Origin of the sequence: uncultured Kordia sp., assembly GCF_947489565.1 — a bacterium.
Classification (GTDB): Bacteria; Bacteroidota; Bacteroidia; order Flavobacteriales; family Flavobacteriaceae; genus Kordia.
This window is the reverse complement of record NZ_CANLEA010000015.1, coordinates 171,577-186,830: the sequence shown is the minus strand read 5'-3', so window position 1 is coordinate 186,830 and position 15,254 is coordinate 171,577. Positions and strand designations below refer to the sequence as shown.

The following is a 15,254-nucleotide window of genomic DNA, read 5'->3' as shown; positions in this document are numbered from 1 at the left end:
AATAATAAAAAGATGAATCAAATTCAAGCAATATATGAGCAAAGTGAGTATGCTAATGAACCTCATTTGACGATTCATGTTGATGGAAAACCTTTAGATAAAATTTTACATGAGCTGTATCCTGAAAAAAATATAATAGGTCTTGTTCCTACATTGCTTGATTGGTTACAAGACTCCAAAGAAAGAAAGCTTGTTTGGGAAAGAATTAGAAGCAAACAAAAACAGGTTGTTCCTATTTTGATGTGTCCTGATGATGTGGATTTGTGGTGTATTGTTATCAATGTAGAAGTTGAAAAGACGCAACAAACAGTAAGATGGTTACGAATTGGAATTGATGATGGTGATGGCGAGAATATGCCAGAATCTATTGGAACTTCAGTAGAATGGTTGTCTAAAGTTGAACCGATGGAATTTGATAAAATCAAGTACAATACATTCGTTTCAAAATTTCAAACTGAAATTGAAAAAGATGAAATTGGAAAATTGCTTGATTTTTGGATCAGTAGAATTCACGATAATGAATTGATTCCACAATCTGTGAAAGCGTATCATTTTAATATTGTTGCCTCAAATGCTGATTATAAAGTATCTATAACTGGAGCAAATAATTACAATATTGAAAATGATCAATGGATCTATCAAAGAGTTTTTATTCCAAAAGAGGAATATATAAGCCTTGGGAAACATTCAAAAATGTGGAATCCTCAAGAAATTCAATCTATTGTAAAAAATGGAATTGAACAGTTTATAGAACGAAGAATTTCTCCCGTAACTTTTGCGCATACCGCAGCTTATATTACGGTTGGATTTGATCATCATAATTTAGAAAAAGTAACCCAACGAATATTTGAAAGCTAAGTGATCTAAAAAAATAAAAGAATTAAGTTTACCTTTGCGCCATGGAAAAATACGTATTATTAATTGCGGCTTTGTATGGCGCATTGGGAATTATTTTTGGAGCTTTTGGCGCACATGCTTTGAAAAAGATATTATCCGAAGAATTATTGAAAAGCTTTGAAACTGGTGTCAAATACCAGATGTATCATGCGATTGTATTATTAGTTATTGGGTTTCAATTTCCTTTTGTTGATACAATCGAAAAAAGCGCCGCTTGGTGTCTTATTATAGGAACTTTTCTTTTTTCGTTTAGTATTTACGGATTGTGTATTAGTAGTGCCAAAGGGAAGAAACTGAAATTTTTAGGTCCTATTACACCACTTGGTGGTTTGTTATTAGTGATTGGCTGGATTTTGTTAGGCGTTTCTTTTCTAAATAACCTATAAATTACCATAAATACTCCGTATAGGTAACTCTGATATGATCTTCTTTAAGTTCAAAAGTGCGAGTTTTAGAAAAAGTATTGTCTTTATAATTCAGCGTGTCAACTTTTGTTTCTTTAGGTACATCATATACTATGGACAGAGAATAATCTGGTAAAAATCCATCATAACTGTAGCTATAACTTATATTCTTTGCATTTTCTGGCAATTTGGGAAACCATTTCGTTTTTGTAATCTCTACATATTCATTTCCTGTAAGGTTTTTGGCTTCGCTTCCATAAGGCGGATGTACGTATGACGTACGTTTTTCAATAACACGATCTCGTAATTCAGCATTTGCAAAGCGATGGGAATAAATCTTTATGCCATAATCCACATAAAAATAGGAACTCATTAGCACAATGAGAAGTATGGATATCTTTTTTCTCTTTTGAAAAGAATTTATGTTTGATTTTCTAAAAATTGAGACAGCTATTCGTAGCACTAATAATCCTGCTAAAGAAATTCCTATTAGTTTTAAAAATTCAACTGGTCGTACCCAATTATTGAATGCTAATTCAAAAGCATCTGTACAAATAGCAAGCATAATGGTGAGTATGAGCATATTCACAAACACAATCATTATATATTTTAGATACTTTTTAGACATGTATATCAATATTCTCTTTTAAGTTCTGGTAATGACTTATTTGTGGTAATCAATCCTTCGATAAGATAATCTCTCAAATCATCTAAATCGTCATGCGGAATGTATTTTGCCCATTTGGTTTCGGTCGTTATCGTTTTAAGCTGTCGCAAGACTTTACGAGTATCGCCAGCAGTTCTTAATACAAATGTTGCACGATACGAAGGTTCGTTTTTATGAAAGTATTCGTATGTATGTGTGAATTTACTTTTTTTAATAAAATACAACTTCTCTACTTCATTGTCTTTGTGAAAATCTGACCAGTTTGCAAATCCAACTTTAGTGCCGTTTCTAAAACTTGTAGCTTCTGTTTGCAATCGCCATCTACAAGTTGCTGCACGTCCCCAATGTGAAGAAATACGATACACACCATCATCTGTATAAAAATATTGGCTGCCAGACCGACTTGTATAGTTAGGTCTTTTATTTTTTACTAACTGAGGATCAACTGCTTTGAAAATGCAATAGGTATTTTTGAAAAAATTTTGTTTATGATAATTTAATTTCGTCACTGCGTTGTATTGTGTATTTTTGCCAAAGTTACAAAATGCAGCACGATGTCTTATTACACGAAAAAATAAGTTTGGCACAATAAGTGGTTTATGTTGCGTTAATAGTAAAGAATAAAAACCTAAACAATGAATAGAATGAAAAAGATTGTATGTCTCCTAATCGTAACATGTATGTTTCAAGTAGTGGCCCATGCTCAAAAATCACCTTTTGCCAACGGTGAAAAATTGGTCTATACTGCATCTTACAAAATGTCTGGTTTTTTAACAGATCTTGCACAAGTAAGTATGGAAACATCGGAAGTAAAAACATCGTCTAACACTTTGTATCATTTTAAATGTCGCGCAAATACTTTTAGAAAATATGATTTTTTCTTTAAGATTCGTGATGTGTATGAATCGTATGTAAGTACATCTTCATTATTGCCTGCATTGTATAAAAGAGATATACAAGAAGGTAGTTATAAGAAGAAAATGAAATATGTATATAATCAGAAGAAGAAAGTTATTAAAAGCGAACAAACGAAGCGAAGACGCGATGGAACGGATTGGGTTGTCAATGAAAACTTTTCGTTTAGTAATGGCGCTATGGATGTGATTTCGACTTTATATAATGTACGTAATCTTCCTATTGAAAATGCAGCTGCTGGCGATTCAAAAGTATTCAAAATCATTTTTGATAAAGAAGAAATTCCTATTACCGTTAAATATGTTGGAAAATCAACGATAGACGCTGGAAGCTTAGGTCAAAAAGAATGTTATAAATTAAAAATTATAACGAATGGCGATTTCTTAAAATCTGCCACGCTTTGGATGACTGCTGACGCAAATAAAGTACCCGTAAAAGCAGAGTTTACCATTCCAATTGGAAGTGGTATGTTACAATTAACAAAAGCGTCTGGACTTGCAAACTAATTTACATTAAAACCAAAAATAAACACCATGAGAACATTTAGTATCATTTTAGGTAGTATTGCCGCAGTATTAGGCTTTTTGCTTTCATTTTTTTTAGACAGTTTTGCCTACATTCCTACTGCCTTAGGATTTATTTTAGGCTTCATTGCCTTGTATGTATCCAAAAGTAACGGATTGCGAGAAAATGTTCCTAAATTGATTATTGCTTTGTCTTTTCTGGCAGCAGCCATTACTACCATGCACTTATTCATTGAAAATGAAGTCGCAGATGATGTCAAACAAACTACAGAGCAAAGTAAAGAACAAGAAAAAGAAGATTTAAAAGACCTTGAAGGAATCGAAGGCTTAGAATAATCACAAAAAATCATACAAAAGTCTATCTATTGTCTAATGGATAGACTTTTTTTATGCACTAAAATGAGCTTTTCTAATTATTTTAAGAAATCTATAACAAAAATAAAAAGCTGATTTCAATACCTTTGCAAATCCTAAAACCAATGATATGAAATGAGTCAAAGCAATTCCAATCCTACCAATATTGTTTTCGGCAAATTCCATCAAATACTAATTTAAAAAATCGTAAATGAAAAAATTACTATCTCTAGCACTTTTAGCCGTTGTTGGATGTGGCACTAATCAAAAGACCGCAGATGCAAAAGCGCCTAAAAACATAGATCCTGTTCCTTATGGAAACACCATCACTGAAGCGGAGTTAAAAACGCATTTATATACGTATGCTTCTGATGAATTTGAAGGTAGAGACACTGGAGAACCTGGACAAAAGAAAGCTGTTGCTTATTTAAGAGATGAATATAAAAACTTAAATATTCCTGCAGCGCAAAAAGATGGTAACTATTTTCAAAATGTTCCTTTACAGAAAGGAAGCAGTTTAAGCTCCAATTTAACCATCAACGGACAAGAGTTTAAGTTTGAAGATGATTTTCTATCTTTTAACGCACAAGAAAATGGAAGAATTGCGTTCTCTGATGTTGTATATCTTGGATATGGAATTGACGATGATAAATATTCTGATTATACCAATCAGAATGTAGAAGGAAAAATTCTCCTTTTCAAAATGGGAGAACCTACAAACGAAGATGGAACATATGTTATTTCTGGAACAGAAGAAAAATCAAAATGGGGAGGCGCAAGACAAGGTGCCGCTTCTAAAATTTTAGCTGCTAAAGAACGTAAAGCCAAAGGTGTATTATTTTATGTAGATGAAATGTATCCGCGTTATAAAATGCAATTAGGCTACATGAAAAAAAATAGTAGAGTCTCACTAAAAGATGAAAAAACGCCTTTCTTCTATTATGTAATTAATGAAAAATTAGCCACTACATTACATCCAACTATTGCTACAAATCATACGCCGTCAATGATTAAAGTAGACGCTACTTTAGTGAATAATGACAAAGTAAATGATGTAAACTCTGAAAATGTGGTAGCCATCATTAAAGGGAATGAAAAACCTGAAGAGTATATTGTAATTTCTGCACATTTAGATCACGAAGGTGTAAAAAATGGTCAAGTCTATAATGGTGCTGATGACGATGGTTCTGGAACGGTTGCTATTTTAGAAATTGCAGAAGCATTTAGACAAGCTGAGAAAGATGGAAATGGTCCAAGACGTTCGGTAGTATTTTTACATGTTACTGGAGAAGAAAAAGGATTATTAGGTTCTAGATATTATACAGACAACCCAATTTTTCCATTAGAAAATACAGTGTCCAATCTTAATATTGATATGATTGGTCGTATTGATCCAAAACGTACAGAAGGCGATCGTAATTATGTATATTTAATTGGTTCTGATAAGTTGAGTACAGAATTACACAACATTTCTGAAGAAGCAAATAAAAAGTATGCAAATGTAGAATTAGATTATACATACAATGACGAAAATGATCCAAATCGTTATTACTATCGTTCAGATCATTACAACTTTGCAAAGAACGATATTCCTGTAATTTTCTATTTTAACGGAACACATGACGATTACCATAAACCAACTGATACGCCAGATAAAATCAACTATGATTTATTGACAAATCGTACACGTTTGATATTCTATACTGCATGGGAATTGGCAAACAGAGATCAGCGAATTACAGTTGACAAGCCTACTAAGACAAAATAAAATTCAAAATATACTTATGAAAAAGCTTCCTTCTTGGAGGCTTTTTTTGTTTGGAATACTTAGTAAATCTTATTTAAAGAAACACTCATAAGCTCCTGATTTGCATCATACACAAATTTAACCACACGATTTGTTTCTAATTGAATAAAGGTAAACTCCGTTTTTGCAACTGTATGTTTATACTTATAAAATAATACACCAACATACTCTGTGTACGGGTAGTTGATATCGTATTCAAAATCTATTTGTAAAAAATTGAGTGTCTTCTCACAGTAGTTCTCTACAGAAAATGTTTTGTTTTTGAACGCTTTAATTTTATTATAAATAAAAAGTTCATGCACGATCTTATCGCAAATACTAAATTTTTCTGCAAAAACTTCCGAAGTAATTGTATTCATCAACAATTGTTCCTGCTCACTTAAAGATGAAGCATCTTTACAGGCTATAAATGAAATACATATAAAAACTAATAACTTTCTCATACATTAAAAAATGATCACGTAAAATTGCGTGTTTTATAAAGATACGTAATTGCGTCCTCAAGAGACTTTACATTAACATTTACTTTTATAACTAAATAATAAAACCCTTACCTATTATGAGTTTACAAGTAAAAATTACAAACAGTAGTGGAATTGCATCAACTGATGTACATTGGATTTGCTTTGGATTAAATAGTAATCCAGCAACGAGTTCGCCAGATTGGTGTTATGTGGATGTTGACAAAAGTGGAAACGCTTCTTTAGAAAAGTTTACCAAAGGACAAGATTGTTCAAAACTATTTAAAACTGTCGATCAATTAAGCACGTTTAATGACTTGCCAGAAATGTGGTCTGGACAATTTTTATTTTCTTTCAAACAATTACCCAATGTGTTCAATATTGTAACTGGTGGACAAAACGGTTTAGGTGTACAAACGCCTCCATTTACGCCAGGAACTGCAGATGCAGATACTTTATTTGTGGTTGTAGAATTTACGAATATCGGAACTGAATTGTATGCCGATTGTACGATTGTAGACTACTTCTCTGCTCCTGTTTCTATTGAAGTAATTGGAGATACCACAAAAACAAACGGAATCATGAAATCGACAAGTACACGTGATTCTATCTTTAAAGAAATTACCAAATTAGGAAAACCTTGGAGCGATTTAGTAATGACCGATGGATCTGGAAATAATATTCGTGTATTAGGACCGCAACATGGCGTGCAAACAACAAATCCAAACTTGTTATCTCCTAATATTTATGACAAATATGTAGATGCATGTTGGACAAATTATAAAACCAATACATTGACTGTAAACTGCCCTACTTTTGGGACGTATACTGGAACTGTAAACGCGAGTGATGCATTTGTATTTACACAATCAGGAAAAGCAGATGTTACCATTCAAAAACCTGCAAAAGGTGATGCATATGATGTTTTTGGCTGTGTAGGAACATTAAACGCTCCAAACAATACACCACTTGGGGAAATTGCTGCCATTTTAGGAGCTGCTTTAAACAGAACTACATTAAGTACAAGTGCTAACGATACGCAGCCAAATTGTACGATATCAGGATTCTACAAAGTACAAGATGGTGTGACCAACGAATACGCAAAAGTGGTACACGACAACTACAAATCAGGAATTTACGCATTTCCATTTGATGATGTATGTAGCACTGACAATCCACTAATTCAAATCACAGGCGCAAAAAACTTTAATATTACCTTATCAGATTGGAGCTAACTCCTACCTAATTATTATTTACAATTTGAAAAGCGAGCTGAGAAGTTCGCTTTTTTTATGATCCTACACAAAATGAATTAAATTCAAAATGAGGTATTTATACGCTATTTCTTCACAAGAATTACCTGTAAATTTGATAAAATCATTAAAAAATCAACCATGGCAACAACATTAGAAGCAACAATGACTATTCCAAAAAACGGAAAAAATATTTGGACAGACATGATGCAAAATCCATCAAAATATAAAATTCCACAAGGTATTACCGAAGGAAACTTTTTAGCAGCTTCGTATGCTCAGTTTTCTGATGGTGTTTTTGTATTCGGTGGTGTAGCGGTCGGAACCAAAGATTTTAATTATCCACTATTTATGGTATTTGACAAAGATTACAATCAAATTGGTGGCTGGCCAATTGATCCAAGCGATTGGGAAGACTTTCAAGTAAATTCTATTGAGTTTGCTGTAAATGATGCTGAAGATCCAATGTATACATTAAATATTGTAGAAGCGAGTTAGACTACGCCAAAATATAATATACAAAAGCGAGCTCTTATGGCTCGCTTTCTGTATGATTAAGAATCCATAACTTCAGTTCTTCCTAGTATATAGATGATATAAAAAACTAGCTAGAAGCTATAGTTACTGTTCAACCCAACTATTGTATATCTTTTACATCTATTGTACGGATTGTATTTGCTGATGATATCGTAATCGCAACTATTCTACATTTTTTTTCCTATGTTTACAATATGTCAAAAAATTTTCTCTGTATACTCTTTCTAATTACACTATTTAGTTGCCAAAAAAAGCTAAATACTAACGACATTACAGGAAAAATTATTTCACTTCAAAAGAAAGCGCAAGACACCACTTTAGAAGCTACGCTGTACTATCTTCAAGAAGTTGACAAATTAATTCAAGAATATCCTTCTATTTCAGATTCGCTTCAAGCAGAAAATTTATTTGCATTTGGAGTTTATTACCGAAAAAAAAGTGAAGTAGACACTGCTGCTACGTATTTTTATAATGCAACTAAAAAGGTGCAGCATTCTGCTATGAATTCCAGACAATTTTATCAGTACTTTATTGCCTTTGAAACGTTTAAAAGCTTAGGGAAATATGGCGATTGTAAAGCTTTGACTGATGCATTTAAGGAAAAGATTGACTTTGAAAATGATCCATTAAATACAGGATATTATTTTTTCTTTTTAGAAGAAATTTACACCGCAACATATGAATTTGATAAAGCGCTCAACGCGAATCAACAACGCATTGAGATCATTACCAAAAATCCTGAATTGAAACTCACAAATCATCAAGAATTACTCAATCGTTACAATATTTTATACGAATTGAATCGTGAAGAGGAAGGTGTGACTTTGTTGGATGATTTAATAAAACAAGATTCGTTGTTAACGAACGACTTAAAACGACAAGTCTATTCGTCTAGAGGTATTTATGATTTTTATCAAGACGATTTTAAAAACGCGATTAAAAACTATAAGAAATCGCTCGAAAATGTAAAACTCTTGACTTTTTTTGATAAGAATGAACTCTTGGCAAATAGTTATTCCAACATCGCAGAAGCCTATATCATTGAAAAAGATTTTGACAAAGCACAGAAATATTTAGATTCTGCCAAAGGACAAAATTTTGAACAATTACCAACGGATTATCAACGAAATATTCTAAAATATCAACTTCGATTGGCAAACGAACAAAAAAAATCCATCGCAACTATAGAAGATGAATTAGATCGTTTGTTAGACAACCAAAACAAAGCCTATAGAAACAAATACGAATCTGAATTATTGGCGTTAAAAGCAGCCGCCGCAAAAGAAGAACTCCTTTTTCAACAGCAACGAAATACAGAATTGAAAAACATTCGCTTGCGCAACAGCTTATTTTTATTGTTTGGAATCTTATTTTTAATTGTTTTCGGTGGAATTCTGTATTACCGAAGTAAGAAACTACGCTTTCAACAACGTCATCTACAAATGCAGCAACGTTTGTTGAGAAGTCAGATGAATCCGCATTTTACCTCAAATGTCCTCTACTCTATTCAAAATACGATCAAACATAGCAAGGAAGAAGCGAAAAAGCATTTACTCAAATTTTCGCGATTGTTACGTTTAATTCTAGAGAATTCGACTCAAAACTACATTCGTTTCGACAAAGAAATTGATGCACTCAAAAAATACATGGACTTTCAATTGCTGCGTTTTCCAGAGAAATTTCAATATGAATTTCAGTATGAAAACATGCACGAAGACGATCTCATTTTTATTCCGCCCATGTTACTCCAACCATTTATAGAAAACAGCATTGAGCATGGTTTTGCAGATATTGAACAAGAAGGATTCATCACCTTAAATTTCGCTAAAAAAGATGCATATATTGTCTGTGAAATTCGTGATAATGGCAAAGGTTTAGTGTACAATGAAAACACGTTTAAAAACTCGACTTCTATCAAATTGATTCGTGATTTTTTAAAAAAAGCCACTAAAAAAGAAGTTTCCATCCAAACAAACACTACTTCTAAAACAGGAGTTTTAGTTACCTTAGCAATCCCTTATAAACTTTCTGATGAAAATTAAAACCCTTATAATTGATGACGAAGCTGGTATTCGTAACGACCTAAAAGAAATGCTTCAAGAACATTTTGGTGAGACTGTTTTAGTGGCTGGCGAAGCTTCAAATGTAACCGAAGGAATTGCTCAAATAAAAAATCTAAATCCCGATTTAATACTGCTTGACATTCACTTAGGAAACGGAACAGGTTTTGATATTTTGGCAGAAATCGAACCCAAAAACTTCCACGTAATTTTCATCACAGGGTTTGACGATAATGCCATCAAAGCCATTAAAGTTGGCGCTTTGGATTATATTTTAAAACCTGTAGACGAAGACGAATTTATAGAAGCCATTGAAAAAGCCATTGCCGTAAAAAATCAGGAAAATCCTTTGGACAAGTTGATCGAAGTTTCACAAGACTTTTTTGAAGGTGTCAAAGAAAAAAGAATCATCTTAAAAACGTCTGACGCTGTATATGCGGTTTATGAAAAAAACATTTTGTACTGTCGTTCCGATGGAAATTACACTACTTTTTACATCAAAGACTCAGAAAAAGTCATGATTTCCAAACCTTTAAAAAAGATAGAGGAATTACTCTCTCCCGAATTATTTATACGCTGTCATCATTCCTATATTGTCAATAAAAAACATGTAATAAAATATGATAAAAGCGGCGTACTCATGCTAGCTTCAGATATCAAAGTTCCGGTTTCTAACCGTAGAAAATTGTATGCGCTCGAAAAAATATTCGGTTAGTATACAAGTATGAAGCAACCGACTACACTTATGAAGTCACGCTTTACACTTATCACAATAATTGCTTTTTGTGACAAAATAATTCTATTTTAGATAAATTTCATCCCTTAAAACAATTGCATTATGAAAAAAATAGCAGGCGCATTGCTGTTACTTATTCTCGTTTTTTCTTGTCAAAAAGAAAGCATTCAAAACGAAGAAGAACAAGCAATAGACAATACAAAAACGGAGATAACTCCCAAAAGTTTTGGCACGACAGCCAATGATTATACCCAACGAGAAATATTAGAAATTAATCTAAAATGGACTTCCTATATCACAGGAAGCGTCCTAAGAAATGATCCAGCTTCACGGCTTGAAGTTGCAGCGTTGCTTCAAAATGGAAACAATGTGATTAAATTACATCAACTATTTGGAAACAATTCTGCATTTGAAAATAAGTTTCAAGAATTTACCGATTGGTATTTATTCATGGGGTATCCGAATCACGATAAAACGCGCCCAAATCCGCCGCCACAAGGAATTGGAGGTGGACATTCAAACCTAACGGCTGCCTTTATGAATTATATTCTAAATGAGCATTGTATTGAATTATATTTCCCGAAATCAATGGTTTTCGTTGGAGAATTTAATATCACAACCACAGGACATCCAATGAATGCTACAGACGATTCTAACGATGGAATTATTCGTTATTTTAGTCCATTAACCGTAAACACAAATGGTACTTTATTATACTCCACAACACACGAAGTAACTGTGAATGATGCATACGTTCAAAACCGTGACAATATCATTATTGCGCGTCCGTATAAAAACTTAAATTCTCCAATTGGTGGCACCGATTGCAGTTATACACAATACAGCGACATTGCCGATTTCACAGATTTTTTAGACTATTAAATTAACGAAAATTGCATTATGAAAAAGGTATTATTTTCTTTACTTCTCTTCATTTTTATATTTTCTTGTCAAAAAGAAGAAATACAAAACGAAGAAGAAACAGCGGCAAAAACTCCCGTAATCACCAAAAGTTTACGCGCAATAAACAACAGCTATACGGAACGAGAAATCATGGAAATTAACTTACGTTGGACAGCGTTTATAACTGGCTATGTATTGCGTCATAATTCGGAAGCACAACATGAAGTAGCTACATTATTACAAAACGGAAATCGCGTTATAAAACTAAGTGACTTATTAGTAGAAGGTTCTGCTTTTCATTTTGAATTCATTGGTTATATTGGAGATTACTTAAACATCACAGAAGGAATGCAAGGAAATCCGAATGTAGATAAAACAAGACCTAATCCGCCGCCACAAGGAATTGATGATGGAGAAGCTATTCCAAATAATACAACAATAGCTGTAGGCATTACGATTGATTATATTCCTTTTTTCATGGACTATATTCTTACTGAAAACTGTATTGAATTATACTTTCCTAAATCAATGGTTTTTGCTGGACAGTTTAGCATTACATCAGCGGGACATTCAATGACTGATAAAAACCTTAATGACGGAATTATTCGTTATTATAATGAACAACTTATTGATGGTGAATATTTTTTCACAGACAATGTTATTGTGAATGATAGATACATTCAAAACAATGACAATATCATTATTGCACGTCCGTATAGAAATACAAACACTACAATTGGTGGTATCGATTGCAATTATACTCAATACAACGACATTGTTGATTTTACAGACTTTTTAGACTATTAACTACCCATAATATTTCACATATGTTAAGCCGCTTATGACAATGATAAGCGGCTTTTTTTTATGCTTTATTTTGATTTGATATCGAGTATGAATTAAATGGATACACTTATGCATTTACTATTGTTTGCTAGGGTTTCTCTGTGCATCTTTACTAAGTAAAACAGTTAAAACTACTGTTGAAACCACATTTTAAAATTTAACTTAAACTATAATTATTATGAAAAAAAAGCAGCTTAAAAATTTAGCTTTAAACAAAAAATCAATTGTAAACCTATCAAATACTAGTAGAATAGTAGGTATGGGTGGAAAAAAAACTGCTCCTGGTGCTTGTGTTCAAAACTCACATGAACCTACAGCATGTTCAGATACTGTTCAATCATTTTGTCTTGATGATGCAGCAGGAAGTTGTAACGGATGCCCTGTGGGAACGGGAACAGTAGAAACCAACTGTTGTAACTAATTTTAAGTACAAATGAATAGCTATTTGTTTGTAACATAAAATTCTTCATTATATTTTTTTTAAAATCCATCAATGTATTTTGGTGGATTTTTTTGGTTTCAAATACTTCGTGACACCATAGATTTGGTATATTTTTTTCCTAATTTCGTAAACTAGACCATTGACCGCTAAAAAGTACTATGTTTCGACAAGAAGAAGATATATTCAACATCCTTTTGGAAGCCGTTTCGGAAGGTGTTGTGATTGTGAATGCGCAACAAAAAATTGTGGAGGCAAATGCTGCTGCGGCAAAAATGTTTGGCTATTCGCGAGAAGAACTCATTCAACAATCACTAGATATTTTAATTCCGCAAAGATATCATGCAGGACATGGAGCGCATTTTAATAGTTTTATGAAACATCGTGAAAGTCGTCAAATGGGACACGGCCGCGATTTATACGGCGCTAAAAAAGATGGAAACACATTTCCTGTAGAAGCAGGTTTGAATCCTTTTACCGTGAATGACACACATTATGTGATGGCTTTGGTGATTGATATTACAGTACGAAAGCAACAAGAAGACAAAATTCAGGAATTATATGCCGATTTGGAACAAAAAGTAATTCAACGTACGCAAGAATTGAGCAAAACCATTGCAGAGTTAGAAGCCGAAAACAAACTGCGAATTCAAGCGGAAAATGACGCAAAAAAGGCCTTGAAAAGAGAACAAGAACTCAACGAACTAAAGACAAAGTTTTTATCTTTGGTTTCTCACGAATTCAAAACGCCATTGAGCAGCATTTTAACTTCTTCTATGTTGCTAGGAAAGTATAAACTCACGGAACAACAGGCGAAACGCGATAGACACATTAAAATCATTTCTGATAAAGTTCATTACTTAAATAATATTTTGAACGATTTCTTATCAGTTGAAAAACTGGAAAAAGGAAAGGTAAATTATAAGTTAAGTACCTTCAAAGTGAGCAAAGTTGTGAATGAAGTTGTGTACAATGCCAACATGCTACTAAAAGAAGGACAACAAATCAACTATCCGGATGATATTGATGGTTTTTCGCTGTATCAAGATGAAAAAATTATCGAATTGGCGTTGTCAAATTTAGTGAATAATGCCATTAAATATTCTTCAGAAAATACCATTATTGATATTATCATTACTCAAAATGAAACGACCACAACTTTTAACATAAAAGATAACGGTATTGGTATTCCTGAAAAAGAACAAAAAAATATATTCAATCGTTATTTTAGAGCAGAAAATGCACTGTTGGTTCAAGGTACAGGAATTGGTCTCAACATTGTAAAAAATCATTTGGAAAATTTGAACGGAACTATTTCCTTTGAAAGTACCGAAAACATAGGCTCTACATTCACAATTAATATCCCAAACAAAGCTATCCAATGAAAAAAGTATTACTAATTGAAGATGACACTATCTTACGAGAAAATACTGCTGAGTTATTAGAACTTGCCAATTATGAAGTCATTACGGCGCCTAATGGGAAAATAGGTGTGGAAAAAGCCTTGGCAAATGCGCAAACGATTCATATTATTGTCTGCGATATTATGATGCCCGAATTGGACGGTTATGGTGTGTTAGAAACCTTGTCTAAAGAACCTACCGCGAAATACATTCCGTTTATCTTTTTATCTGCTAAAACGGAGCGACAAGACATTCGAAAAGGAATGGATTTGGGCGCAGACGATTATATTACCAAACCTTTTGAAGAAGAAGAACTCACAAGCGCCATTGAAAGTCGAATCGCCAAAGCTGCCATTCTAAAAGATGAACGTGAAAGTCATGTGCAAAAAGAAGATGACAATCAATTGCGAGATCTGAATGATTTGAAAAACTTTTTTGATGATAATGGTGCCATTTTCAACTTTGCAAAAGAAGAAGTTATTTATGAAGAAGGACATAGCTCAAACTATATTTACCTAATCATCAACGGTGTGGTAAAATGTCACAAATTTGACGAGCAAGGAAAAGAATTGACCACTGCGTTGCACAAAGATGACGATTTGTTTGGCTATACATCATTCACACAAAATATGCCGTACCAAGAAACGGCAACCGCCATAAAAGCTACTGAAGTTGTGGGACTTTCCAAAAGTGAATTGGTAGATGTATTGGATAAAAATCATAAAGTAACCTTAGAATTAATTCAATTATTGACGGATAATATTTCTGGCATCAAAGATCAGTTATTGCAAATGGCATACAGTTCGGTACATCGAAAAACAGCAACTACGATTTTAAAATTTGCAAAAAAACTCAATCGTAATCCGGAAGATCCAATCAAAATTTCACGAAACGATTTGGCAAGTGTTGCCGGAATTGCCACAGAAACACTCATCAGAACACTTTCTCGCTTTAAAAAAGAAGGCATCATTGAAATTGAAGGGAGAAACATCAAAATTGTTGATTATCAGCAGCTACAGGAAATGTACTAGCTTTTACTAGCTTGCTT

Annotated in this window: 17 protein-coding genes; 14 read left to right on the top strand and 3 right to left on the bottom strand. The window is 33.1% G+C overall.

Annotated features, from left to right (window positions below; genetic code table 11):
- Positions 1 to 12: 12 nt before the first annotated feature.
- Both Q0845_RS19585 and Q0845_RS19580 read left to right on the top strand, forming a co-directional pair.
- Complete coding sequence (locus Q0845_RS19585) at positions 13 to 858, top strand: hypothetical protein (protein ID WP_298516837.1); 846 nt, start codon at positions 13 to 15, stop codon at positions 856 to 858.
- Positions 859 to 899: 41 nt separating this feature from the next.
- The gene (locus Q0845_RS19580) at positions 900 to 1,283 is read left to right on the top strand and encodes a DUF423 domain-containing protein (protein ID WP_298516835.1); all 384 of its coding nucleotides are present in this window, start codon (positions 900 to 902) and stop codon (positions 1,281 to 1,283) included.
- Between the two features lies 1 nt (position 1,284).
- Here Q0845_RS19580 and Q0845_RS19575 read toward each other — a convergent pair whose 3' ends face one another.
- Together Q0845_RS19575 and Q0845_RS19570 are read right to left on the bottom strand one after the other, a co-directional pair.
- Positions 1,285 to 1,929, bottom strand: a complete 645-nt coding sequence (locus Q0845_RS19575; protein WP_298516833.1) for a hypothetical protein — start codon at positions 1,927 to 1,929, stop codon at positions 1,285 to 1,287.
- A gap of 5 nt (positions 1,930 to 1,934) precedes the next feature.
- Positions 1,935 to 2,477 carry a hypothetical protein gene (locus Q0845_RS19570; RefSeq protein ID WP_298516831.1) on the bottom strand — a complete coding sequence of 181 codons (543 nt, stop codon included), beginning with the start codon at positions 2,475 to 2,477 and terminating at the stop codon, positions 1,935 to 1,937.
- 135 nt (positions 2,478 to 2,612) lie between these two features.
- Between Q0845_RS19570 and Q0845_RS19565 the strand changes: the two genes are divergently transcribed.
- The 3 genes from Q0845_RS19565 (at position 2,613) to Q0845_RS19555 (ending at position 5,529) form a co-directional block, all read left to right on the top strand.
- Positions 2,613 to 3,389: a DUF3108 domain-containing protein gene (locus Q0845_RS19565; protein ID WP_298516829.1), complete on the top strand. Its 777-nt coding sequence runs from the start codon at positions 2,613 to 2,615 to the stop codon at positions 3,387 to 3,389.
- A gap of 27 nt (positions 3,390 to 3,416) precedes the next feature.
- A complete protein-coding gene (locus Q0845_RS19560; protein ID WP_298516827.1) occupies positions 3,417 to 3,743 on the top strand; it encodes a hypothetical protein in 327 nt (108 codons plus the stop codon).
- A 229-nt stretch (positions 3,744 to 3,972) separates the two neighbouring features.
- A complete protein-coding gene (locus tag Q0845_RS19555) occupies positions 3,973 to 5,529 on the top strand; it encodes a M28 family peptidase (RefSeq protein ID WP_298516825.1) in 1,557 nt (518 codons plus the stop codon).
- A gap of 59 nt (positions 5,530 to 5,588) precedes the next feature.
- On the opposite strand, the gene Q0845_RS19550 is transcribed toward Q0845_RS19555, so the two are convergent.
- On the bottom strand, positions 5,589 to 6,011 hold the full coding sequence (locus tag Q0845_RS19550; RefSeq protein ID WP_298516823.1) for a hypothetical protein: 423 nt from the start codon (positions 6,009 to 6,011) through the stop codon (positions 5,589 to 5,591).
- 116 nt (positions 6,012 to 6,127) lie between these two features.
- Here Q0845_RS19550 and Q0845_RS19545 point away from each other — a divergent pair, with 116 nt between their 5' ends.
- From Q0845_RS19545 to Q0845_RS19505, 9 genes are all read left to right on the top strand, one after another.
- Positions 6,128 to 7,264 (top strand): beta-1,3-glucanase family protein, encoded by a 1,137-nt coding sequence (locus Q0845_RS19545; protein ID WP_298516821.1) that lies wholly within the window; start codon positions 6,128 to 6,130, stop codon positions 7,262 to 7,264.
- Between the two features lie 159 nt (positions 7,265 to 7,423).
- Positions 7,424 to 7,780 (top strand): hypothetical protein, encoded by a 357-nt coding sequence (locus Q0845_RS19540; protein ID WP_298516819.1) that lies wholly within the window; start codon positions 7,424 to 7,426, stop codon positions 7,778 to 7,780.
- 233 nt (positions 7,781 to 8,013) lie between these two features.
- A complete protein-coding gene (locus Q0845_RS19535) occupies positions 8,014 to 9,861 on the top strand; it encodes a histidine kinase (RefSeq protein WP_298516817.1) in 1,848 nt (615 codons plus the stop codon).
- Positions 9,851 to 10,594, top strand: a complete 744-nt coding sequence (locus Q0845_RS19530; RefSeq protein WP_298516815.1) for a LytTR family DNA-binding domain-containing protein — start codon at positions 9,851 to 9,853, stop codon at positions 10,592 to 10,594. Before Q0845_RS19535 ends, Q0845_RS19530 begins: the two co-directional genes overlap by 11 nt.
- Before the next feature lie 123 nt (positions 10,595 to 10,717).
- Positions 10,718 to 11,497 (top strand): hypothetical protein, encoded by a 780-nt coding sequence (locus tag Q0845_RS19525; RefSeq protein WP_298516813.1) that lies wholly within the window; start codon positions 10,718 to 10,720, stop codon positions 11,495 to 11,497.
- Between the two features lie 18 nt (positions 11,498 to 11,515).
- Entirely contained in the window at positions 11,516 to 12,325 is an 810-nt protein-coding gene (locus Q0845_RS19520) for a hypothetical protein (RefSeq protein WP_298516811.1), read from the top strand.
- Positions 12,326 to 12,542: 217 nt separating this feature from the next.
- Entirely contained in the window at positions 12,543 to 12,785 is a 243-nt protein-coding gene (locus tag Q0845_RS19515) for a hypothetical protein (RefSeq protein ID WP_298516809.1), read from the top strand.
- 179 nt (positions 12,786 to 12,964) lie between these two features.
- Positions 12,965 to 14,188 carry a PAS domain-containing sensor histidine kinase gene (locus tag Q0845_RS19510; RefSeq protein ID WP_298516807.1) on the top strand — a complete coding sequence of 408 codons (1,224 nt, stop codon included), beginning with the start codon at positions 12,965 to 12,967 and terminating at the stop codon, positions 14,186 to 14,188.
- A complete protein-coding gene (locus tag Q0845_RS19505) occupies positions 14,185 to 15,237 on the top strand; it encodes a response regulator (protein WP_298516805.1) in 1,053 nt (350 codons plus the stop codon). The genes Q0845_RS19510 and Q0845_RS19505 overlap by 4 nt, the downstream gene beginning before the upstream one ends.
- Positions 15,238 to 15,254: the final 17 nt, after the last annotated feature.

Bases quoted from the DNA above. Each gene is read 5' to 3' on its own strand.
- Q0845_RS19525 (WP_298516813.1), top strand. From the start codon at position 10,718: ATGAAAAAAATAGCAGGCGCATTGCTGTTACTTATTCTCGTTTTTTCT.
- Q0845_RS19510 (WP_298516807.1), top strand. From the start codon at position 12,965: ATGTTTCGACAAGAAGAAGATATATTCAACATCCTTTTGGAAGCCGTT.
- Q0845_RS19535 (WP_298516817.1), top strand. From the start codon at position 8,014: ATGTCAAAAAATTTTCTCTGTATACTCTTTCTAATTACACTATTTAGT.
- Q0845_RS19585 (WP_298516837.1), top strand. From the start codon at position 13: ATGAATCAAATTCAAGCAATATATGAGCAAAGTGAGTATGCTAATGAA.
- Q0845_RS19520 (WP_298516811.1), top strand. From the start codon at position 11,516: ATGAAAAAGGTATTATTTTCTTTACTTCTCTTCATTTTTATATTTTCT.
- Q0845_RS19555 (WP_298516825.1), top strand. From the start codon at position 3,973: ATGAAAAAATTACTATCTCTAGCACTTTTAGCCGTTGTTGGATGTGGC.
- Q0845_RS19540 (WP_298516819.1), top strand. From the start codon at position 7,424: ATGGCAACAACATTAGAAGCAACAATGACTATTCCAAAAAACGGAAAA.
- Q0845_RS19580 (WP_298516835.1), top strand. From the start codon at position 900: ATGGAAAAATACGTATTATTAATTGCGGCTTTGTATGGCGCATTGGGA.
- Q0845_RS19530 (WP_298516815.1), top strand. From the start codon at position 9,851: ATGAAAATTAAAACCCTTATAATTGATGACGAAGCTGGTATTCGTAAC.
- Q0845_RS19505 (WP_298516805.1), top strand. From the start codon at position 14,185: ATGAAAAAAGTATTACTAATTGAAGATGACACTATCTTACGAGAAAAT.
- Q0845_RS19560 (WP_298516827.1), top strand. From the start codon at position 3,417: ATGAGAACATTTAGTATCATTTTAGGTAGTATTGCCGCAGTATTAGGC.
- Q0845_RS19545 (WP_298516821.1), top strand. From the start codon at position 6,128: ATGAGTTTACAAGTAAAAATTACAAACAGTAGTGGAATTGCATCAACT.
- Q0845_RS19515 (WP_298516809.1), top strand. From the start codon at position 12,543: ATGAAAAAAAAGCAGCTTAAAAATTTAGCTTTAAACAAAAAATCAATT.
- Q0845_RS19575 (WP_298516833.1), bottom strand. From the start codon at position 1,929: ATGTCTAAAAAGTATCTAAAATATATAATGATTGTGTTTGTGAATATG.
- Q0845_RS19565 (WP_298516829.1), top strand. From the start codon at position 2,613: ATGAAAAAGATTGTATGTCTCCTAATCGTAACATGTATGTTTCAAGTA.
- Q0845_RS19550 (WP_298516823.1), bottom strand. From the start codon at position 6,011: ATGAGAAAGTTATTAGTTTTTATATGTATTTCATTTATAGCCTGTAAA.